General features: G+C 73.4%; 16 protein-coding genes. 8 read left to right on the top strand and 8 right to left on the bottom strand.

Going from position 1 to position 19,475, the window contains the following annotated elements:
* Window positions 1-8: 8 nt before the first annotated feature.
* The 6 genes from ACW14Y_RS34620 to ACW14Y_RS34595 form a co-directional block, all read right to left on the bottom strand.
* Window positions 9-641: a hypothetical protein gene (locus tag ACW14Y_RS34620; protein WP_380302386.1), complete on the bottom strand. Its 633-nt coding sequence runs from the start codon at window positions 639-641 to the stop codon at window positions 9-11.
* Window positions 638-1,108 carry a GNAT family N-acetyltransferase gene (locus ACW14Y_RS34615; protein WP_266273061.1) on the bottom strand — a complete coding sequence of 157 codons (471 nt, stop codon included), beginning with the start codon at window positions 1,106-1,108 and terminating at the stop codon, window positions 638-640. Before ACW14Y_RS34615 ends, ACW14Y_RS34620 begins: the two co-directional genes overlap by 4 nt.
* Before the next feature lie 150 nt (window positions 1,109-1,258).
* Window positions 1,259-2,503, bottom strand: coding sequence for a cytochrome P450 (locus ACW14Y_RS34610; protein ID WP_456984697.1), 1,245 nt, complete (start codon window positions 2,501-2,503; stop codon window positions 1,259-1,261).
* A gap of 61 nt (window positions 2,504-2,564) precedes the next feature.
* Window positions 2,565-5,258 (bottom strand): acyl-CoA dehydrogenase family protein, encoded by a 2,694-nt coding sequence (locus ACW14Y_RS34605; protein ID WP_456984696.1) that lies wholly within the window; start codon window positions 5,256-5,258, stop codon window positions 2,565-2,567.
* Between the two features lie 80 nt (window positions 5,259-5,338).
* Window positions 5,339-8,545: a non-ribosomal peptide synthetase gene (locus ACW14Y_RS34600; RefSeq protein ID WP_456988326.1), complete on the bottom strand. Its 3,207-nt coding sequence runs from the start codon at window positions 8,543-8,545 to the stop codon at window positions 5,339-5,341.
* Window positions 8,546-8,896: 351 nt separating this feature from the next.
* Complete coding sequence (locus ACW14Y_RS34595; RefSeq protein ID WP_455709446.1) at window positions 8,897-9,538, bottom strand: TetR/AcrR family transcriptional regulator; 642 nt, start codon at window positions 9,536-9,538, stop codon at window positions 8,897-8,899.
* A gap of 110 nt (window positions 9,539-9,648) precedes the next feature.
* On the opposite strand from ACW14Y_RS34595, the gene ACW14Y_RS34590 reads away from it, so the two are divergent.
* Window positions 9,649-10,464 carry an NAD(P)H-binding protein gene (locus ACW14Y_RS34590; RefSeq protein ID WP_456984695.1) on the top strand — a complete coding sequence of 272 codons (816 nt, stop codon included), beginning with the start codon at window positions 9,649-9,651 and terminating at the stop codon, window positions 10,462-10,464.
* 120 nt (window positions 10,465-10,584) lie between these two features.
* Here the strand turns inward: ACW14Y_RS34590 and ACW14Y_RS34585 are convergent, their stop codons facing one another.
* Complete coding sequence (locus ACW14Y_RS34585; protein WP_456984694.1) at window positions 10,585-11,145, bottom strand: hypothetical protein; 561 nt, start codon at window positions 11,143-11,145, stop codon at window positions 10,585-10,587.
* Window positions 11,146-11,324: 179 nt separating this feature from the next.
* Between ACW14Y_RS34585 and ACW14Y_RS34580 the strand changes: the two genes are divergently transcribed.
* The 4 genes from ACW14Y_RS34580 (at window position 11,325) to ACW14Y_RS34565 (ending at window position 14,384) form a co-directional block, all read left to right on the top strand.
* On the top strand, window positions 11,325-12,002 hold the full coding sequence (locus ACW14Y_RS34580) for a TetR/AcrR family transcriptional regulator (RefSeq protein ID WP_380302374.1): 678 nt from the start codon (window positions 11,325-11,327) through the stop codon (window positions 12,000-12,002).
* 180 nt (window positions 12,003-12,182) lie between these two features.
* Complete coding sequence (locus ACW14Y_RS34575) at window positions 12,183-12,377, top strand: DUF1918 domain-containing protein (protein WP_380302372.1); 195 nt, start codon at window positions 12,183-12,185, stop codon at window positions 12,375-12,377.
* A gap of 47 nt (window positions 12,378-12,424) precedes the next feature.
* Window positions 12,425-13,153 carry a DedA family protein gene (locus ACW14Y_RS34570; protein WP_456984693.1) on the top strand — a complete coding sequence of 243 codons (729 nt, stop codon included), beginning with the start codon at window positions 12,425-12,427 and terminating at the stop codon, window positions 13,151-13,153.
* A gap of 73 nt (window positions 13,154-13,226) precedes the next feature.
* A complete protein-coding gene (locus ACW14Y_RS34565) occupies window positions 13,227-14,384 on the top strand; it encodes a PP2C family protein-serine/threonine phosphatase (protein WP_456984692.1) in 1,158 nt (385 codons plus the stop codon).
* 5 nt (window positions 14,385-14,389) lie between these two features.
* On the opposite strand, the gene ACW14Y_RS34560 is transcribed toward ACW14Y_RS34565, so the two are convergent.
* Window positions 14,390-15,130 carry a PIG-L deacetylase family protein gene (locus ACW14Y_RS34560; RefSeq protein ID WP_266273072.1) on the bottom strand — a complete coding sequence of 247 codons (741 nt, stop codon included), beginning with the start codon at window positions 15,128-15,130 and terminating at the stop codon, window positions 14,390-14,392.
* 203 nt (window positions 15,131-15,333) lie between these two features.
* On the opposite strand from ACW14Y_RS34560, the gene ACW14Y_RS34555 reads away from it, so the two are divergent.
* The 3 genes from ACW14Y_RS34555 (at window position 15,334) to ACW14Y_RS34545 (ending at window position 19,459) form a co-directional block, all read left to right on the top strand.
* Complete coding sequence (locus ACW14Y_RS34555) at window positions 15,334-16,065, top strand: ArsR/SmtB family transcription factor (RefSeq protein ID WP_456984691.1); 732 nt, start codon at window positions 15,334-15,336, stop codon at window positions 16,063-16,065.
* The gene (locus ACW14Y_RS34550; protein ID WP_456984690.1) at window positions 16,062-17,378 is read left to right on the top strand and encodes an MFS transporter; all 1,317 of its coding nucleotides are present in this window, start codon (window positions 16,062-16,064) and stop codon (window positions 17,376-17,378) included. Before ACW14Y_RS34555 ends, ACW14Y_RS34550 begins: the two co-directional genes overlap by 4 nt.
* Before the next feature lie 98 nt (window positions 17,379-17,476).
* The gene (locus ACW14Y_RS34545) at window positions 17,477-19,459 is read left to right on the top strand and encodes an FUSC family protein (protein WP_456984689.1); all 1,983 of its coding nucleotides are present in this window, start codon (window positions 17,477-17,479) and stop codon (window positions 19,457-19,459) included.
* Window positions 19,460-19,475: the final 16 nt, after the last annotated feature.

Raw genomic sequence — 19,475 nt, 5'->3', positions numbered from 1 at the left:
CTGTCGTCCTAGCTGAGTGCACGGCTGGCTCCCTGTATCAGCGGTTCGCCGTCGGCGCCGGCACCCAGGTGCCGGCCGACGAGCGTCAGGGCGAAGAGATGGACGGCCGGGTTCCTGGGCAGCGACATGGCGGTGAGCGGCTTGCGCGAGGTCACCGGGACGCGCTGGCACCAGAGGGTGATCCCGATCCGCTCCTGCACATGGTGCGGGTAGTGGATGACGTCGGTGCGCAGCGCGAGCTCCTCGCCGAAGTCGGACCGGCCCTCCCACAGGTCGGAGAGCGCGAGGTGGTCCCGGTCCACCGTGCCGTCGGAGAAGTGCCAGGTGAGCACGTCCCTGACCCGGCGTTCCCCGCAGCCGATGAGGTAGAGCCAGTCCCACCGACGCTCCGGGACCTCGATCCGCTGCCCGGCGCAGCGGACGTTGTCCGGGCCGAGGCCGTCGAGCCGGGCGGTGCGCAGCGGAACGCCGTCGACGAGGAGTTCCAGCGGCGCGTCCTGGGCCGGCAGCGAGTTGCGCCAGACGTTGAGGCGGCCGTCGGCGAGGTTCGCCGGGGTGGTCGCGGCCTGGTTGTTCATGAAGGGTTCGAGTGCGAGCACCTGGTGATCGGTCTGATCGGTGTTGTCGGTCTGATCGGTCAACGGAGGTCCTTCCGTACCAATGCCCTGCTCTGCAACCGGGGTTCGACGACGGTGAAGCCGCAGGACTCGAAGGTGGTGACCCGGCCGCGGAAGCTGCCGCGTTCGACGGCGGCCGCCGGGTCCCGGTCGTCCTCGGGGTAGGCCTCGATGAACTCGGCCTTCTCGTCCCGCGCCCACTGCGCGGCCCGGTCGATGAGCACCTTGGTGAGTCCCTGGTGCCGGTGGTCGCGGGTGAGGTAGAGGCAGACGACGGACCAGATGCGCTCCGGGTCGTCGCCCTTCAGCAGTTTCGCCGCCCGGGACCTGGTCAGCCGGGGGAAGCCGAGCCGGGGGCCGACCCCGATCCAGCCGGCGGGGACGCCGCCGACGGTACCGAGGATGCCCACCCGTTCGCCGCCCTCGACCAGTTCGCGGAGCCGGTCCTTGCGCGCCGCGGTGCCGCAGGAGGAGCGTTCCTTCGAGGTCATGCGGAAATACGTGCACCAGCAGTTCTCCACGAGGCCTTTCGGCTCGAAGAATTCGCCGACCGTCGGCCAGTCGCCCGGCCCGACAATCGTGGTGACGAAATCGCTCATCGCTTCTGCCTTCCGCGGTGCGGTCGCCGTCCCGGTCGCCGGTTACTTCCAGGTCACGGCGAGCGGCAGACATACTACGCCGTTCAGGAAGTTCGAGATCAGGTGCCCGGGTTCGCCGTCCAGGGCCACGGACCGCACATTCTTGCGCCAAAGGTCGAAGAATATCTTCATACCGATTGCGGCGACATGCTGGCCGATGCACCGGTGCACCCCGAGGCCGAAGGCCAGGTGGCGGTTGGGCGAGCGGTCCGGGACGAACCGGAACGGATCGGCGAACACCTCCTCGTCGCGGTTGGCCGAGGCGATCCAGGCCGAGACCAGCGACCCGGCCGGCACCTCCGTCCCGGCCACCACGCCGTCCCTGGTGGTGCGCCGCAGCACATGGTTGACCGGGCTCGCCCAGCGGAGCGCCTCGTCGACGAACCGCTGGTCGGTCTCCTCCTGGCGGGTGAACCAGGACCACAGGTCCGCGTCCTCGGCCAGCATGATCAGCATCTGGTTGATCGTCTGCGGCACGGTCGGATTGGCACCCATCAGGAACGCGTAGGCGTTCAGCAGCGGCACGTCCCGGCCGGTGGTGTCCCCCACCACCCCGGCCGTGGCCGGGCAGCGGCCGCTCACCGTGTCGGCGGCCGGGGCGTCCTCCAGGACGTTGCCGAGCACGGACATGATGGTGGTGTGCGCCTCGAAGAGGTCGATCCGGCGCTGGCGCTCCGACTCGGCCGCGTTCACCCCGCCCATCGCGCGCACCGTCGCCCGTCCGGTGACCGCCCACTCCTCCTCGGGGATGCCCATCAGCAGGCCGGTGATCGTCATCGGCAGGGTGACCATGGCCTCGCAGAAGTCGAAGGACTCCCGGCCCCGGACGGTGTCGAACAGCTCCGCCATCCGGTCCGTGATGCCGCGCTCCAGGCGCTGCGCCGCCTGCGCCGTCATCAGCGGGGTGAAGACCCGCTTGACCGCGGGGTGCAGCGGCGGATCCGTGAGGTGGATCGCCGCCCCGGCCGCGACGTCCCCGGCGCCGCGCACCGTGAGCATGGTGCTGTACGCCGAGGAGAAGGTCGCGGGGTCGTTCAGCACCTCGAACACGTCCGCGTGCCGCAGGGCCGCGAAGAATTCCTGGCCGTCCGGCGTCCGCTGCAGCGACAGCCCGTCCTGCTTGCGCAGGTCCTGCCACCGGGAATGCATGTTCCGGACCGCGTACTGCGATTCCTCGTAGAGGTCCGGGGAGAACAGGTCCGACGACAGCAGGTCGGAGGATTCGGGGCCAGCGGGAGAAATTCGCATCGAAATACCGCCTTCACCTGGGATTGCCGACACTCGAACAACACACGCGCACGGTCCGGGCCTATCCGCCGGCCGCCGCGCTCCCCCGGTCGAGGAATCCGATGCTCTCCGCGCATTTCATGTAGAAGCGCGAGGCGACCGACCATTCGGTGATTCCCTGGGCGCCCAGCACCTGCATCGCCGCGCGGACGACGCGCACCAGGGCGTCCTGGGCCACCAGCTCGAAGCGGCCGAGCACCTCCCCGTCCACCTCCGCGACGTGCTCCGCCAGCTCGTGCAGCCGGGTGCCGAGGGCGTTCAGCTCGGCGTAGCCGCGGATCAGCGGGAACATCAGGGCGTCGAAGTCGACCAGCTTCCGGTCGAACTGCTCCCGGGCGGAGGCGTGCTCCCAGGCGGTCCGGAACAGCCCGAGGCCGAGGCCCAGGGTGTGGGCGGCGTGGCGCAGCCGGCACTCGGGGGCGGCGCAGCCGCCGTGGGAGTCCTCGTCCGCCGCCCCGGCCGACCCGAGGTCGGGACGGCAGGCCCGGTAGGCGTTCTCGTACCCGAGGTAGCCCAGGCCCAGGGCGATCGCACAGCCGACGGTGAGGCCGAGGCCGAGGCCGCCCTCCGCCTCCGGCCGCTCCACCCCGTCGAGTCCGAGGTCGGCGAGGGTCTCCGCGAGCGCGGCGCGCCGGGCCGGCGAGTGGGCGAACAGCGGCTCCACCCGGACCCCGGCGCCCACCGGTCCGAGGACCTCCAGGACGGTGTCGACCAGCTCCCCGCCGAAGCGGTGCAGGACCGCCAGACAGCGCCGCTCGTACTCCTCCTTGAGGTCCGCCGCGATGGTGGAGAGCATCATCTCCGAGGTGCCGGCGGACAGGGTGAGCCCCGGTGACTCGGTCAGGCCCGAGAACAGCTCCTCGTGCACCAGGTCGTCGACGCCGGGGGTCCGGCCCGGGGCGGTCCGGCCCAGCGTGCTCCAGCGCCGCAGCACCTCGTGCCCGACCTGCTGGCAGGTCTCGCTGGTGTACAGCTTGGCGACGGCGGTGTCGATCGCCCTGACGTCGGCCCGCAGGAACACCTCGGTGGCCGCGCGGGCCAGCGTGGTGGCGCACTCGACCTGTCCTTCGAGGCGCTCCAGCCCCGGCGACCGGCCGACCGTCGCGCGCAGCGCCCGCAGCCAGCGGGCCGCCCTGACCACGTGGTCGATGCCGGTGCGCTCGATGGCCAGCGCGCCGTCCAGCAGCACCCAGCCGCGCCCTTCCTCGCCGACCCGGCGCCAGTCCTCGACCTCGACGTCCCGCAGCCGCACCCGGCACATCCGCTCGCGCTGCACCGTCTCCACCAGTTCGACGGTCACCCCGGCGGCGGCCAGGTCGACGACGAAGAGCGAGATGCCGTCGTACTTGTGGCCGTCCCGGCCGGTGCGGGCGGCCACCAGGGCCGAACCCGAGATGTCGCTGTAGATGCTGAACACCTTGACGCCGTTGAGGACGTAGCGGCCGTCCCGCCGCTCGGCCCTGGTGCGGAGCGCGGCGAGGTCGCTGCCGGCCCGCGGCTCGCTGTAGAGGACGGTGGAGAACTCCTCGCCGCCGGCGAGGCGCGGGAGCAGTTCGCGCTTCAGCCGCTCCGAACCGGACTTCAGCACGAAGTTGCCGACGATCTGCACGGTCAGCGCGTGGACGAGGTCCGGCAGGCCGGTCGAGCAGAAGCCCTCGAACAGCTCGATGGCGAGCCGGGTGGGCAGGCCGCCGCCGCCGAACTCGCGCGGCCAGTCCGGGGCGAGCAGTCCGCGCCGGCCCAGCTCGCGGTAGGCCTCGGCGATCGCGTCCGGGTCCATCCGGCGGGCGCGGACCACCAGGTCGCGCCAGTGCGGGGTGTCGACGAGCTTGGCCAGCGCCGTGTGCAGGGCGGCCTCGTCGGTCTGCTCGGTCTCGACCGCGCCCGAAACCGGTCCAGCACCCGAAGCCGGTGCCGCGCCGGTGGCGCTCCGGTGCTCCCGGAGGACGCGCTCGATCGCGGCGACGTTGCCGCTGTCGCCGAGCAGTCCGTAGTGGTCGCCGGGCAGGTCGTGCAGGTCCACGCCACCCGTCGTCACGGTGCGCCAGTCGGAGGTGAGCGACTCCGCCGCGCGCACCGACACCAGGTCGAGGTCGCCCGGGGTGGGGTGCCACTCGCAGACCAGCCGCCGGTTGTGGGTGAAGACCGCCAGCCGCTCGGCGAACACCTCCGGGTCCATGTCCAGCCGCGCGGCGGCCTCCTCCGGCGTGCCGGCCGTGAACCCGGCCGCCTGCCCGCCGAGTTGCAGCGCGTCCTGGACGAAGCCCTGCAGTGCCTCGGCGGGCGTCCACACCGGGACCGTCCGGCCCGCCCAGGTCGAGTCGAGCAGCACCACCTCGGGGCGTTCCCCGCGCTCCGCGAGCAGGCAGGCGATCTCCCAGGCGAGGGCGCCGCCGAACGACCAGCCGCAGACCACGTCGATCCGGGGGCCGTGCTCGCCGAAGCTCTCGACGTGCCGCCGGGCGAGCTCCTGGATCGACCCGGCCGGCCCGGCCTCGACGACCGCGCGGGCGGTCGCGTCCAGCCCGAGGCACCGGTGGTCGGCCAGTCGCCGCACCAGCGGCTGGTAGGCCAGCAGGCTGCCGCCCACCGGGTGGGCGAACAGCACCACCCGGCCGGCCGCGGCCGGGCCCAGTTCGACGAGACTCGTCGTGTCCGCCGGTGCCGATCTCGTCCGGAGATAGGCGTTCAGGCGTTCCCCGCCGTCGTACGTCACATGTCCCCCAGCGTCGCGGTCCCTGTCGCGCTTGCCGTCGCGGTCCCTGCCGCGCGCTCCGTCCCGGTCCATCCCCGCCCTCACTCGGCCAGGAGCCGGGCGACGTCCTCTTCGGTCATCCCCTCGATGGCCGCCTGGAGTTCCTCCGGGGACAGCCGGGCCAGCTGGGCGCGTTCGACCTCCAGCGCCAGGGCCTGCACGCTGGAGTCCGCGAAGAAGGCGGCCAGCGAGATGTCGGTGCCGAAGAGCTTCTTGATCTTGGACACCAGCTGGGCGGCCTGGAGGCTGGTGCCGCCCAGGTCGAAGAAGCTGATGTTCTTCGCGAAGTCGGTGCGGCCGAGGATCGGGCCGAACGCCTGGGTCAGCATCCGGTGTTCGACCTCGGTCAGCCGGTCCGCCGGCTCCGGCTCCGCGGCGCCGTCGTCGTCGACACCCGGCAGGGCACGCTCGTCGATCTTGCCGCTGGCGTTGATCGGGAGCTCGTCCAGCAGCACGAACCGGCTCGGCACCATGGTGGACACCAGGAGCTTGCGGCAGTGGTCGCGCAGGGCCGTCTCGGAGGCCTCGCCGGTCCCGCCGGTCGCGCAGTAGGCGACCACCCGCTTGTGCTCCTGGTCCTGCTGGACCTGGACGAACACGTTGCGCACGCCGCGGGCGGAGCGGACGGCGCTCTCGATCTCGCCGATCTCGATCCGCACCCCGTTGATCTTGACCTGCTTGTCGGCCCGGCCGACGTACACCAGTCGGCCGTCGCCGTTGAAGCGCGCCAGGTCGCCGGTCAGATAGAGCCGGACCGAGGGGTCGTCACCGACCGGGTCGGGGATGAACCGCTGCCGGTCGTCCTCGTCCCTGTTCCAGTACCCGGCGGCCAACCCGGCTCCGCCGATGGCCAGTTGACCGATGACACCCTGCGGCACCGGGACGTTGCGCGCGTCCAGCACGTACGCGAGGTGGTTGTCCATCGGCCCGCCCATCGGCAGCGCGGACGGCGCCAGCGGCTCCTCCAGCTCCTCGACGATGCTGGTGACGGTGCACTCGGTGACGCCGTAGCCGTTGAAGATCCGCCGGCCCCTGCCCCAGGCCCGGACCAGCTCGTGCGAGAACGCCTCGCCGCCGACGAAGACGATCCGCAGCGCGTCCAGCGGCGCCGGGTCGAGCAGCTTCATCACCGACGGCGGCAGGTCGGTCACCGTGATCCGGTGCTCCTCCAGGAACCGCTGGACGCCCGCCAGGTCGAGCCTCGTCGTGGCCGGCACCAGGTGCAGCGAGGCCCCGGTCAGCAGCGCGCCGAACATCTCGAACACCGACACGTCGAAGCCGCAGGAGGCGTAACCGAGGAACCGGTCCTCCGGGGTGAGGTCGAACAGCGTCCGGACGTTGCGGATGAACGCCAGGACGTTGTCGTGGGTGACGAGCACGCCCTTCGGCGTCCCCGTGCTCCCCGAGGTGTGCATCAGGTACGCGACGGCGGCGCCGCCGGGGGCCTCCGCCGGGGCCGGGTCGGCCGCCGGGAGCAGCGCCGGGAGCGGGTGCTCCAGCGCCGGTGCGACCCCGGCCGTGGTCGCGTCGCAGACCACCAGCTTCGGCGCGGCTCCGTCGAGGATCGACGCGATGCGGCCCGGCGGGTTCATGGCGTCGACGGGGACGTACACGGCGTCCAGCGCCAGCAGCGCCAGCACGGTCGCGGGGTAGTCGCCGGACGGTTCGAGCGCCACGCCCACCCGGTCGCCGGGGCCGATGCCCTGGGCCGCGAAGTGGGCCCGGAGCGCCTCCGCGCGGTCCCGCAGCTCGCCGTAGGTCAGGGTCGCGCCGGGGGTGACCACCGCCGGCCGCTGCGGGTGCTCGGCCGCGACGGCACGGAAATGCGTGAACACGTTGCCGGTCGGGAGCGAGGTGTCGCGGCCCTTTCCGAGAACGGACTGCACCGCCCGGGAATCCTCGTCGTGGGCCCACGCCTCGGCTATGCAAAGGTTTGGAAAAGCGATGGCCCTGTTCAGGATTCCGACGAATGCCCGCTGCATCGTGGAAATGGTCGCGGCGTCGAAGACATCGGTGTTGTACGCGGTGTGGACGTCCAGATCCGCGCCGTTCCGGGTGACCGTCCAGGACTGGAAGAACTTCGCGTGCGTGGTCTCCGGCTCGGTCTCCACCGCGGTGATTCCGTCGAGCCGCAGCGGTTCCGCCCATTCGTTCATCGTCAGCGTGTACTGGAACAGGGTGGAGCGCGCCGACTCACGCCGCACACCGGCCCCGGCGATAATCTCCTCCAGCGGCAGGTGGCCGTGCGCCTGACCGTCCCGGAACCGCCGCTGGACATCCACGAGACATTCCCGGAACGTCGCCCCGGGATCGACCCGGCACCGCAGCGGCAGCATGTTGATGAAGAAGCCGATCGTCCTTTCGCATTCGACTTCGGTGCGATTGGCCGTCGGCACTCCGAAGATGATGTCCTCGGACCCCGAGTATTTGTTGTAGAGCACGGCCATCGCCGTGGCGTAAACGGTGATCGGCGTGGTCGACAGCGCGGAGGCGAGCTCGTTCACCCGGGCCGCCAGACCCTCCCAGGTGGTCACCTCGGCGGCGCCGGCGTAGGTCGTCTCGGGCGGCAGCGGGCGGTCGCCGGGGATGTCCATGACGTCCACGCCGCGGAGCGCCGCGGCCCAGTGGTCCACGCTCTCCTGCCAGGCCCCGGCGGCCATGCGCTTGCGCTGCCAGGCGCTGAAGTCGGCGAACTGCACGGTCGGGGGCTCGACCTTGGGCTCGGCGCCGACCCGGCGGGCGTTGTACTCCTGCTCCAGCTCCTCGAAGAAGATCGAGGTCGACACGCCGTCGAAGACGATGTGGTGGACCAGGAAGCCGAAGTAGTGGAGGTCGTCGGCCACCGTGACCAGGGAGGCCCGCCAGAGCGGGAAGGCGGTCAGGTCCAGCACCGTCCCGGCGAGCTCGGCCATCAGCCCTTCGGCCTCGGCCGCGGATTCCACGGAGGTCCGTTCCACGACGATCGCGGGATTTTCGACGACGCCCTGGAAGTACTCGTCGTTCTCCACCAGCACATGGGTCCGCAGCGCCTCGTGCCGCATGACGATGCTCGCGAAGGAATCGGTCAGCGCGGCGACGTCGAGGTCGCCCTCCAGCCGGAACAGGAATGCGACGTTGTACGTCGTCCCACCGGTCTGCAGCCGGTCCACGAACCACAAAGTGTTCTGTGAATGCGAGAGCGGTACATTGTTCCGGTCCTGGCGCGGGCGGGGGCCTTCGGTGATCTTGGCCCGAGCACGCGCCAACATACCCGCGAGCGACTGCTTCCTGTCCAATGCGGCACCGTCTTGTGCTGAACTCACACAAAGCTCCCTTGTCGTCAAGTGCGATCAAAAGCAGCAGTTCTGCGGGTATTTCAGCAGTGCAGGAACGGGGTCGTGCGACTCAGATGCGCGTTCCGACCATCGGGCATCCTGCCGCAATGAATCAAGGCGGTCAAGGTCACCAACGCAAGGGGGATCCCGCCGCGGCCGCGTTACGCGTTCCGCGGCCGCGGCGTTTCTCCTGGTAGGACGAGAAATTCGCGCACGTCGGCGGCGGAGTCCGGCGGTCCGCTCCCGTCCCCGCCCCTCGTCTTGGCAGGTTCCGGACACCGACGATCAGCCCAGCGAATCGATCCAGCGCTCCAGCCGCTCCCCCTCGGCCAGCATCAGCCCGGGCTCGCGAAGGGTGTTGGTGAGCAGTGAGATCCCCTGATAGGCGGCGACCAGCGCGACCGCCAGCTCGCGGGAGTCCTCGCGCCCCAGCTCCGCGAACTGCGCCTCCACCCAGTCGATCAGCCTGCGCATGACCTCCGCGACGGCGACGTCGAGGCCGTCGGCACGCTTGTCGAGCTCCGAGGCGAGGCTGCCGGTGGGGCAGCCGTACCGGGCGGTGAGTTCGCGCTGCCCGACCCAGCCGGCCAGCAGCGCCTTCAGCCGATCCCCGGGGGCGGGGAGCGCCTCGAGCCGCTCGATCAGCTCCGCCAGCCCGCTGCCGTGGGCCTGGATCGCGGCCTCGACCAGCTCGTTCTTGGTCTTGAAGTAGTAGTAGACGTTCCCGACCGGGACGTCCGCCACCCGGGCGATGTCGGCGAGCGTGGTCTGCTCCACGCCCTTCTCGTGCAGCACCTGCGCCGCCGCCGCGGCCAGCCGCTCGCGCTTGCCCGGGGTCCGACCGGCGCCCTTCACGGCCTTCACGGCCTTCGAGTCCTTGGCGGTCTTCGTCGCCTTCGCCGTCTTCGAGGTCTTTGAGTCAGTCACCTGACTAAGAGTAGACGTCCGCCCCGCGCATCGGCTACCGTCCTTCTCAGTCAGCCAACTGACTAACTCGATCGGGGCGGCCGACCACCGCCCCCCACAGGGGGTTTGCCATGATTGTTGTCACGGGTGCGACCGGTAATGTCGGCCGCGAGCTGGTCCGGACCCTGGTCGGCGCCGGCGAGCGGGTGACCGCCGTCTCCCGTCGGCCGGGGCCGCTCCCGACCGGCGTCCGGCACGTACCGGCGGACCTCGCCGACCCGGAGAGCCTGCGTCCCGCCCTCGACGGCGCCACGGCCCTGTTCCTGCTGGTGGCCGGCGAGGCACCCCGGGAGATCCTCGGGCTGGCCCGGTCGGCCGGGGTGCGCCGGGTCGTCCTGCTCTCCTCCCAGGGCGTCGGGACGCGGCCCGAGGTCTACGGCCACGCCGCCGGGTTCGAGGAGGCCGTGCGCGAGTCCGGCCTCGACTGGACGGTGCTGCGCTCCGGCGGCCTGAACTCCAACGCCTTCGCCTGGGCCGACTCGATCCGCGCCGACGGCACGGCCGCCGCGCCGTTCGCCGAGGTCGGACTGCCCACCGTCGACCCGGCGGACGTCGCCGCGGTCGCCGCCGCCACCCTGCGCGAGGACGGCCACGCCGGCCGGACGTACGAGCTCACCGGCCCGGCGGCGGTCACCCCGCGCGAACGGGCCGAGGCGATCGGCGCGGCGCTGGGCACCCCGGTGCGGTTCGTCGAGCAGACCCGCGAGGAGGCCCGCACCCAGCTGCTGGCGTTCATGCCGGAGCCGGTGGTGGAGGGCACCCTCGCCATCCTCGGCCGACCGCTGCCCGTCGAGCGGACGCCGGGCCCGGACGTCGAGCGCATCCTCGGCCGCGCACCGCGCACGTTCGCCGACTGGGCCGCCCGGACCGCCCCGGCGTTCCGCTGAGACCCGCCGGACAACGGGAACCTGACGGAGCGTCAGCGACTCCCGGCCCACTCCGCGCTCGGCCCGGGCCCGCCCCCGGGAACGCGTCCACCGCGTTCCCGGGGGCCGGGCCGCGCCCGATCAGCCGAGGGTGACGCCGCGCTCGGCGGCCAGCTCCTCCAGGCCGTACCGGGCGACGTGCTCCGGGTTGGCCAGGTCGACGGTGCGGACGCCCTCGGCGGCCAGCCGCTCGTTGATCTCGTCCAGGTGCTGCCGGACGATCTGCTTCTCGGCGTCGGTGGTGCGGCCCTTGTGCGGACGGCCAGCGTGCTCCGTGCTCGCGTAGTTGACCCGCTCCCGCCCCGCCCCGGCGGCCGGGGCCTGCACCGGCACCGTCCGGGCGGCGACCCGCTCGGCACCGCGCAGCACCTCGGCCATCGGCGTCACCGTGGCCAGCCGGTCGAAGGCCTCGGCGGTCATGACGACCGTCTCCGGCTCCTCCTCGTCCGGGCGGTGCAGCTCGATCGTCACCAGGTTGAGCGCCAGCCCCCGCACCTCGGCCAGTTCCCCGGCGAGCGCCTCGATCGCGACCGGCCCGTCCGCGAGCTCCGGGTGGGCCCGGACCACGACCCGCACCAGCTGGTCCTCGTCCTCCGCGTGCCGGCCGGTCAGGTCCGAGAACCGGATGATCTTCTGCCCCATGGCTTCCTCTCCTGCCCCTCATGATCAGCGCAGCGAGCCTACGGCCTGTCCCCCGGCGATCGGCCCGGGGACCGGCCTCGGGATCCGCCTCGGGATCCGCCTCGGCTCGGTCCGACGATCGGCCCTGCGATCGGCCCGGGGATTGGCCCGCCGAACGGCAGATGCGGCACAGTGGCCACATGAGCGCGGACACGAGGAGTCACCGGACAGCGGGGTGGACCGGCCCCGGGCGGCGACGGCCGGTGCAGCAGCGCAGCCAGGAACGCTACGGAAGGATCCTGGACGCGTGCGCCGCGCTGCTCGACGAGGCCGGGCCCGCCGCGCTCACCACCAAGGAGGTGGCCCAGCGCGCCCAGGTGCCGATCGGCACCCTCTACCAGTTCTTCGCGGGCAAGGAGGACCTGCTCGCCGCGCTGGCCGACCGCAACCTCGACCACTATCTGCACCGGCTCGACGACCGGCTGCGCGCCGAGGCCCCCGACGGGCCGGCCGGGTTCACCGACCTCGCGGTGGACGAGTTCGTCGCGATGAAGCGGACCGTCCCCGGATTCGGCCAGGTGGACTTCGGGCTCTCCGGACCGGTCGCGCCGAGCGGCGTCCACGACGACCGGCACCTGCTGGACACCGAGGTGGACAACAACACGGCCGTCGCGCTGCGGCTCCAGGCCCTCGGCGGCGACCAGTTCGGCACGACCGACCCGGCCGCGCTGACCCTCGCCCTGCGGGTGGCGCTGGAAGCGGCCGACGCGGTGCTCAAACTCGCCTTCCGCGGCGACCGGGACGGCGACCCGGCGATGATCACCGAGTGCAAGCGGCTGGTCCGCTGCTACCTGGCCGACCACCTCGGGCCCCGCTGAGCCGCCCCTCCCCCGCGACGCCCGGACCCGCCGACGGTCCGGCGCCCCGACCCGCCGACAGCCCGGCGCCCCGACGCGCCGTTGCGGGCCGTGCACGCCCGCAGCAGAGTGGAGACAGCGGACGGGGACCCGGGCGGCCCGTCGGCCGCCGATGTCCGCACACACCCGAGGAGCACGACCATGCACGCAGCGGTAGGTGACCAGCTCCACATCCACAGCCGGGCGGTGGGCATGATCGACCAGAAGGGCGAGATCGTCGAGGTCCGCGGCCAGGACGGCTCGCCGCCGTACGTGGTCCGCTTCGAGGACGGCCACGAGGGCCTGGTCTACCCGGGTCCGGACTGCAACATCGAACCCCGCGGGGCGACCCGCTGACGCCACCGCCCACCGCCCCGCGCCCGTCCGGCCCGGGGCGGTGAGCCGTGTCCCTCCCACCCTGGACGGCGCGGTTCCTCGCCGAGGCCGCGCCCGAGCTGCCGGGGCCGCTCGCCGCGCTCGCGCCGCTGCTGCAGCAGTACGGCTACGCGCTGGTGGCGCTGTTCGTGCTGCTCGACAACTGCGCCGTCCCCGCGCCGGGCCAGACCGTACTGGTCCTGGCCGCCGTCTACGCGGGCACCGGGCACCTGAACCTCGCCGCCGTGGTGGCGATCGCCTTCACGGCGGCGGTGCTCGGCAACACCCTCGGCCATCTGATCGGCAGCACCGGCGGCCGGGCCTTCGTCCACCGCTGGGGCCGGTACGTGCTGCTCACCCCGGAACGGGCGGCCCGCGCGGAGGTGTTCTTCGCCCGGCACGGCGGCAAGGTGGTGACGGTGGCCCGGTTCGTCGACGGCCTGCGGCAGACCAGCGGCATCATCGCCGGGACGACCGGCATGCCCTGGCCGCGCTTCCAGGTGTTCAACGTGCTCGGCGCGGCACTCTGGGTCGGGGTGTGGGCGGGCTTCGGTTATGTCGCGGGCGCCAACGTCGGCACGGTCTGGCGGACGGCGCTGCGCTACCAGCTCTGGCTGCTGATCGCGCTGGGCGTCCTGGTCGCCGCCCTCGCCGTCCGGCAGTTGCTGCTCCGGCGACGACGGCGGGAGCCGGAGCGGGACGGGGAACGGGAGCAGGAACGGGACGGCGAGCGGGACGGGGAGCGGGAGGACTCCTGAGGCCGTCGCCCGGGCCCGGTTGCGGCGGGCGTCCCCGCCGGTGAGCCTGGAAACGGGCAGGCGGGAGGCGAGGATGATCGGAGTCGGCAGCCGCCACGCGGGCGCCGCGCCCCCGGGCCCGAACCGGGCACCCGACAACCGGACCGTCGCCGCCGCGGTGCTCGCGGCGACCGCCGTACTGCTGGCCGCGCAGGCGGCGAGCGGCGGGGACGCCCGGATCGTCCTGCTGCTGGTGTTCGTCCCCGCCCTGCTCGGCGGCCTGGGCACGCTCGCCCAGACCGTCCTCGCCGCGATCTGGGTCACCGGCGTCATCCTGGTCAGCTCGCTGGTCTTCCCGCCGCCGTCGGTCACCGGGCGCGCCCTGACCCTGCTCAGCGACGTCGCCGCGGAGGCGGTCGTCGTGGTGCTCTGCGCCCGCCGGATCCGGCGGGACCGCGAGCTCTTCCGAATACGGCAGAGCGCCGTCGCGCTCCAACGCCAGCTCCTGCGCCCGCTCCCCGTCCTGCTCCCGGAGATCCACCTGCACGGCCGCTACCGGCCGGTCGAGGAGGACACCCTGGTCGGCGGCGACCTCTACGACATCGCCGACACCCCGTACGGCACCCGGCTCCTGGTCGGCGACGTCCAGGGCAAGGGACTGCCGGCGATCGGAGCCGGGTTCGCCGTGCTCAGCGCCTTCCGCGAGGCGGCGTTCCGCGACCCCGAACTCACCGAGGTGGCACTCGCCCTGGAGAACGCCGTCGTCCGGCACAACGCCTACGCGGCGCAGAACGGCGAGACCGAGCGCTTCGTCACCGCGACGGTGTTCTGCTTCGGCCCCGGCACCGGCGTCCAGGCCGTCAACTGCGGCCATCTCGCCCCCTACCTGCTGGACGGGGGCGAGCCGGGGACGGTCCCCCTGGACGCCGGTGTCCCGCTCGGCCTCGCCGAGCTCGCCGGGGAGGTGCCCGCCACCGAGTGGTTCGACCTGCCGGACGACGCCACCCTGCTGCTGGTGACCGACGGCGTGACGGAGGCCGCGGACGCCGCGGGCGAGTTCTACCCGATCGACCGGCGGCTGCGGGAGCTGCCCGACCGCTCCCCGGACGCCCTCGCCGTAGCCGTCGAGGAGGACGTCCGGCGCCACAACCACGGCCCGCTGCGGGACGACCTCACCATCCTCACCCTGCACCGGACGCCCGGGAGCGACCGCCCGGCCGAGCCCCGGGAAGCCCGGCCGGACGGGCCCTGAGCACCTCAGCCGAGCGGGAAGACCTCGAACGGGACGGCGAAGCGGGTGCCGAGCCGGGTGCCCGCCTCGCGGCCGAAGCCCTCCAGGAAGCCGCGCGCGTCCGCCATCGCGCCGCCGAGGCCGGCCAGGTACGCCTTGTGCTGCTCCAGCGAGGCGACGCCCCGGTCGAAGTGCTCGGTGATGTCGACCGCGTGCCCGGACTCCGGCGAGCCGGAGACCCAGATCGCCCGCACGCCGTTCCACGGCTCGTGGCCCTCCGCGGTCAGTTCGCGGAAGATCCAGCGGTTGCCCGCGTCCCGCACCCCGTCGAGCAGGGCCCGGCCGACCGCGATGTGGTCGGCCTGGTTGAGGTACGGCCCGCCCCAGGTGTCGTGGAAGTTGATGGTGATGACGATGTCCGGGCGGTGGCGGCGGACGGCGCGGGCGATGTCACGGCGCAGCGGCAGGCCGTTCTCGACGGTGCCGTCCGGGTGGCCGAGGAACTCGACGGTGTCCACGCCGACCACGGCGGCGGAGGCGATCTGCTCGGCCTCGCGCAGCGGGCCGCACTGCTCCGGGTCCATGCTGTCGATGCCGGCCTCGCCGCTGGTGGCCATCACATAGACGACCTTCTTGCCCTGGTCCGTCCAGCGGGCGACGGCGGCGGCCCCGCCGTACTCCATGTCGTCGGGGTGGGCGACGACCACGAGGGCGCTCTGCCAGTCCTCGTCGACGTGCTCGAACGGCTTCGGCTGCGGCTCGGTCATGGTGCTGCCTCTCCCTGGAACCGGTGCGCGAGGGTGGAACGCACCGTGCGGTCGTACTGCCCTACGGTCCGACGGTCCTACCGGACGCGACTCTAGAAGATCATCGGACCGTCCGGGAGGCGATTCGGGATAACCGGAAACTTGCAGAGGTTTCTCTGCAGACACCCCTATGCAGAGGATCCTCTGCAATCTAGGCTGCGGGCATGACCACCGAGCACCCCGACGCCTCCGCCACCCCGGACGCACCCGCCACCGCCGGACCTCCCGATCCCCCCGGACCGCCGCAGCGCCGGCTCGACGCCCGCAGCCTGCGCGGGCTCGCCCACCCGCTGCGGATGCAGATCTTCGAACTCCTCAACCTCGACGGGCCCGCGACCGCGACCCGGCTCGCCGAGCGGCTCGGCGAGAACACCGGCACCGTCAGCTGGCACCTGCGCCACCTCGCGGAGCACGGCTTCATCCAGGAGGAGACGGGGCGCGGCACCAAGCGCGAACGCTGGTGGCGCCGGGTGGAGGTGTCCAACCGGCTCGACACCGCCGACTTCCGCGACGACCCGGACACCCGCGGCGCGGTCTCGCTCTATCTGAACCAGCTGGTCCAGCAGTACTTCAACCGGGTCAACGACTACATCACCGAGGACTGGCCGGACGAGTGGCGCAACGTCGGCACCATCTCGGACTGGCGCCGGCTGCGGCTGAACCCGGCCCAGCTCCAGGCGCTCAACGACGAGATCTTCGCCGTCGTCGAGCGTCACACCCCGGCCCCGGACGCCGCGCCGGACCCGGCCGCGCTGCCGATCGTCGTCCAGCTCCAGTCCTTCCCGCGCCGTTCCCGCACCGACGGGCCCGGGAGCACCGACGGGCCCCCGAGCACCGACGGACCAGCGAGCACCGACGGGCCCGCGAACACCGAGGGACCCGGGAGCGCCGAGTGACCCGCGACGAGCGCCGCCGCAGCCTGCTCCGCCGCCACCGGGACTTCCGGCTGCTCTGGTGCGGCGAGACGGCCGGCAAGTTCGGCGCCTCCGTGACCGGCGTCGCGATGCCGCTCATCGCCGTCTCCGAACTGCACGCCTCCACCTTCGAGATCGGCCTGCTCAGCGCCGCCGCCTGGGCCCCCTGGCTGGTGATGGGCCTGCCGGCCGGCGTCTGGGTGGACCGTTTACCCCGCCGGACCGTGATGCTGGTGGCCGCCGCCGTCTCGCTCGTCCTGTTCACCGCCGTCCCCGCCGCCGCCTGGGCCGGTCGGCTGAGCACCGGACTGCTGCTCGCGGTCGCCCTGCTCACCGGCACCGCGGCCGTGTTCTTCCAGACCGCGTACACCGCCTACCTGCCCGACCTGCTCTCCCCCGCCGACCAGCCCGAGGGCAACGCCAAGCTGCACGGCAGCGCCTCCGCCGCCCAGATCGTCGGCCTCGGCTCCGGCGGCCTGCTGGCCCAGCTCGCCGGCGCCGCCAACGGCATGCTCGCCAACGCCGCGACCTTCCTGGTCTCGCTGCTCTGCCTGGGCCGGATCCGGCACCGCGAGACCCCGGCCGCCCGCGACGGGCGCGGCGCCGACCGGGCGCTGCGGCGCGAGATCGGCGAGGGCCTGCGGCTGGTCGCCCGGGACCGCTGGCTGCGCACCCTCACCCTCTACGGCGCCACCTCCAACATGGCGCTGATGGGGTACCAGTCGATCCTGGTCGCCTTCCTGGTCCGCGAGGTCGGACTCGCCCCCGGCACCGTCGGCGCCCTGGTCGCGGCGGCCGGCAGCGGCGGCGTCCTGGGCGCGTTCGCCGCCCGCCGGGTGGCCGCCCGGGTCGGCACGGCGCGCGCGATGATCCTCTTCGAGCTGGGCCTGCCCGTGCTGGCCCTGCTGATCCCGCTCACCGGGACCGGCGCGGGCGTGCTCTGCTACGCCGTCGGCGGGTTCGGGGTCTCGGCCGGGGTGGTCGCCGGGAACGTCATCAAGTCCGGCTTCCAGCAGCACTACTGTCCGCCCGAGCTGCTCGGCCGGATCACCGCGAGTGCCGCCGTCCTCAACTACGGCACCATCCCGGTCGGCGCCCTGCTCGCCGGGGTGCTCGGCACCGCGGTGGGCCTGCGCCCGGCGATGTGGATCACCACGGCCGGGGTGCCGCTGGCGGCGCTGGTCCTGCTGCTCTCCCCCGTCGGCCGGGTCCGCGACCTCCCCACCGTCCGCCGACCGGCCGACCCGGTTCCCGCGCCGGCGCCCGCGCCCGGCACCACCACCGCCACCGCCTGACCGGTCCTCACCTGCGCGACGGACCCTCCGCGGCGGACCCCGCCCGCCCGTGCGCGCCGCGCCCGGGGCCGAACCGGCGGGCGCCGTAGGTTGGGCCCATGGCACAGCGCGAACACGGCGTCCGGCTCTCGCCGCCGACCTGGTTGACGGCCGGGCTGCGGCCCCGACCCGCGCCGGTGCCGTGGGCGGCGGTGGCCCGCGCCTCGGTCGCGCTCTCCGCGCCGCTGGCCGTCGGCCTCGCCGCCGGGCGGCCCGCGTACGGCGCGCTGGTCTCGATGGGCGCCCTGTCCGGCGTCATCGGCGACACCGCCGACGCCTACCGGATGCGGTTCTTCAACATCGCCGTCCCCCAGCTCTTCGGCGCGGTCGGCGTCACCCTCGGCACCCTGGTGTACGGCCGCGACTGGACCGCCGTCGCCGTGCTCACCCTGGTGGCGCTGGTCTCCGGGATGATCTCCTCGATCGGCTCGGTCGCCTCCGTCTCCGGCCTCCTGCTCCTCCTCAACGCCGTCGTCGGGGCCGGGCTGCCGATGCCCCGCCCGTGGTGGACGGCGCCGCTGCTGCTCACCGCCGGCGGGGCGGTGGTGCTGCTGCTCACCCTGTTCGGCTGGCCGCTGCGCGGCGGCGTCCCCGAACGGGCGGCGGTCGCCGCCTCCTACCGCTCGGTCGCCGCGTTCGTCCGCGCCGCCGGCACCCCCGAGCACGACGAACGGCGGCAGGACGTCACCCAGTCGCTCAACGCCTCCTACGACCTGCTGCTCGCCCACCGCACCCGCCGGCACGGCCGCTCCCCCGGGCTGACCCGGCTGATCGCCCGGCTCAACGCGCTGATCCCGATCGTCGAGGCGGCCTCCGCCGCCAAACTGCGCCCGGCCCGGCTCGGCCCGCTGCCGGAGGCCTGGCCGGCGGCCGTCGCCGCCCTCGCCGACGGCATCGAGAACGGCGCCGAGGACGGGCCCCTCGCGCTCGACCTGCCCGCGCCGACCGGCCCCTCGGAACGCGCCCTTGACCGGGCGCTGCGCTACGCGGCCGCCGTCGGCGCCGAGCCCGACCACGCGCACGCCGCCGACCCCGACCGGCTCGGCCGCCCCGCCGCCCCCTGGGTGCGGACCCGGCGCGCGACCCGGGCGGCACTGCTCTCCGGCGCGTCCTGGCGCTACGGCCTGCGGCTCGCGCTGTGCATCGGCCTGGCGCAGGTGGTGGTGTCGGTGCTGCCGGTGCCCCGCTCCTACTGGGTCGCGCTGACCGTCACCTTCGTCCTCAAGCCGGACTTCGGCTCGGTGTTCTCCCGGGCCGTGCTGCGCGCCCTCGGCACCGCCGGCGGGCTGCTGCTCGCCGTGCCGGTGCTCGCCGAGGTGCCGCGCGGCTGGTGGGACGTGCCGACCGTCGCGGTGCTGGCCGCGCTGATCCCGGCCTTCTCCGCCAAGGGGTACGCGTTCCAGACCGCGGCCATCACCCCGGTCATCCTGCTGCTGTCCGACCTGCTCAACCACCAGGGGTTCGGGCTGGTCCTGCCCCGGCTCTACGATTCGCTGATCGGCTGCGGGATCGCCCTGGTCGCCGGGTACCTGTGCTGGCCGGAGTCCTGGCACACCCGGATCGGCGACCGGCTGGCCGACACCGTGGCGGACGCCTCCGCGTACGTGGCCCTGGCCTTCGCCGGCGCTCCCGGCCACGACCGGCCCGCCCGGCCGGTCCGGCGCCGTCGCCTCTACCGGGACCTCTCGGCGGTCCGCTCCGAGTTCCAGCGCGCGCTCACCGAACCCCCGCCGACCGGGCCCCGGGCGGCGGCGTGGTGGCCGCTGGTGATCGCGGTGGAGCGGGTGGTGGAGGCCACCACCGCCACCCGGGTCCGGGTCGAGCACGGCGAGCCGGCGCCGCCGCCGGGCGAGGTCGCCGCCATCGCCGCGGACCTGGCCGCCCTCGCCGGGGCGCTGCGCACCGGCACCCCGCTGCCGCGACCGGACGGGGACGCGGCCGGCGCAGGAACCGGCGGGGCGACCGCCGCTCCCGATGTGCTCGGCCCGCTGCGCAGCGAGGTCCGGGCCGCCTGCGCCATCGCCTCCCCGGTGCTCGGCTGAACGACCACCGGGGCCC

The organism is Kitasatospora sp. cg17-2, from assembly GCF_054031055.1.
This window is presented reverse-complemented; position numbering and strand designations above follow the sequence as displayed.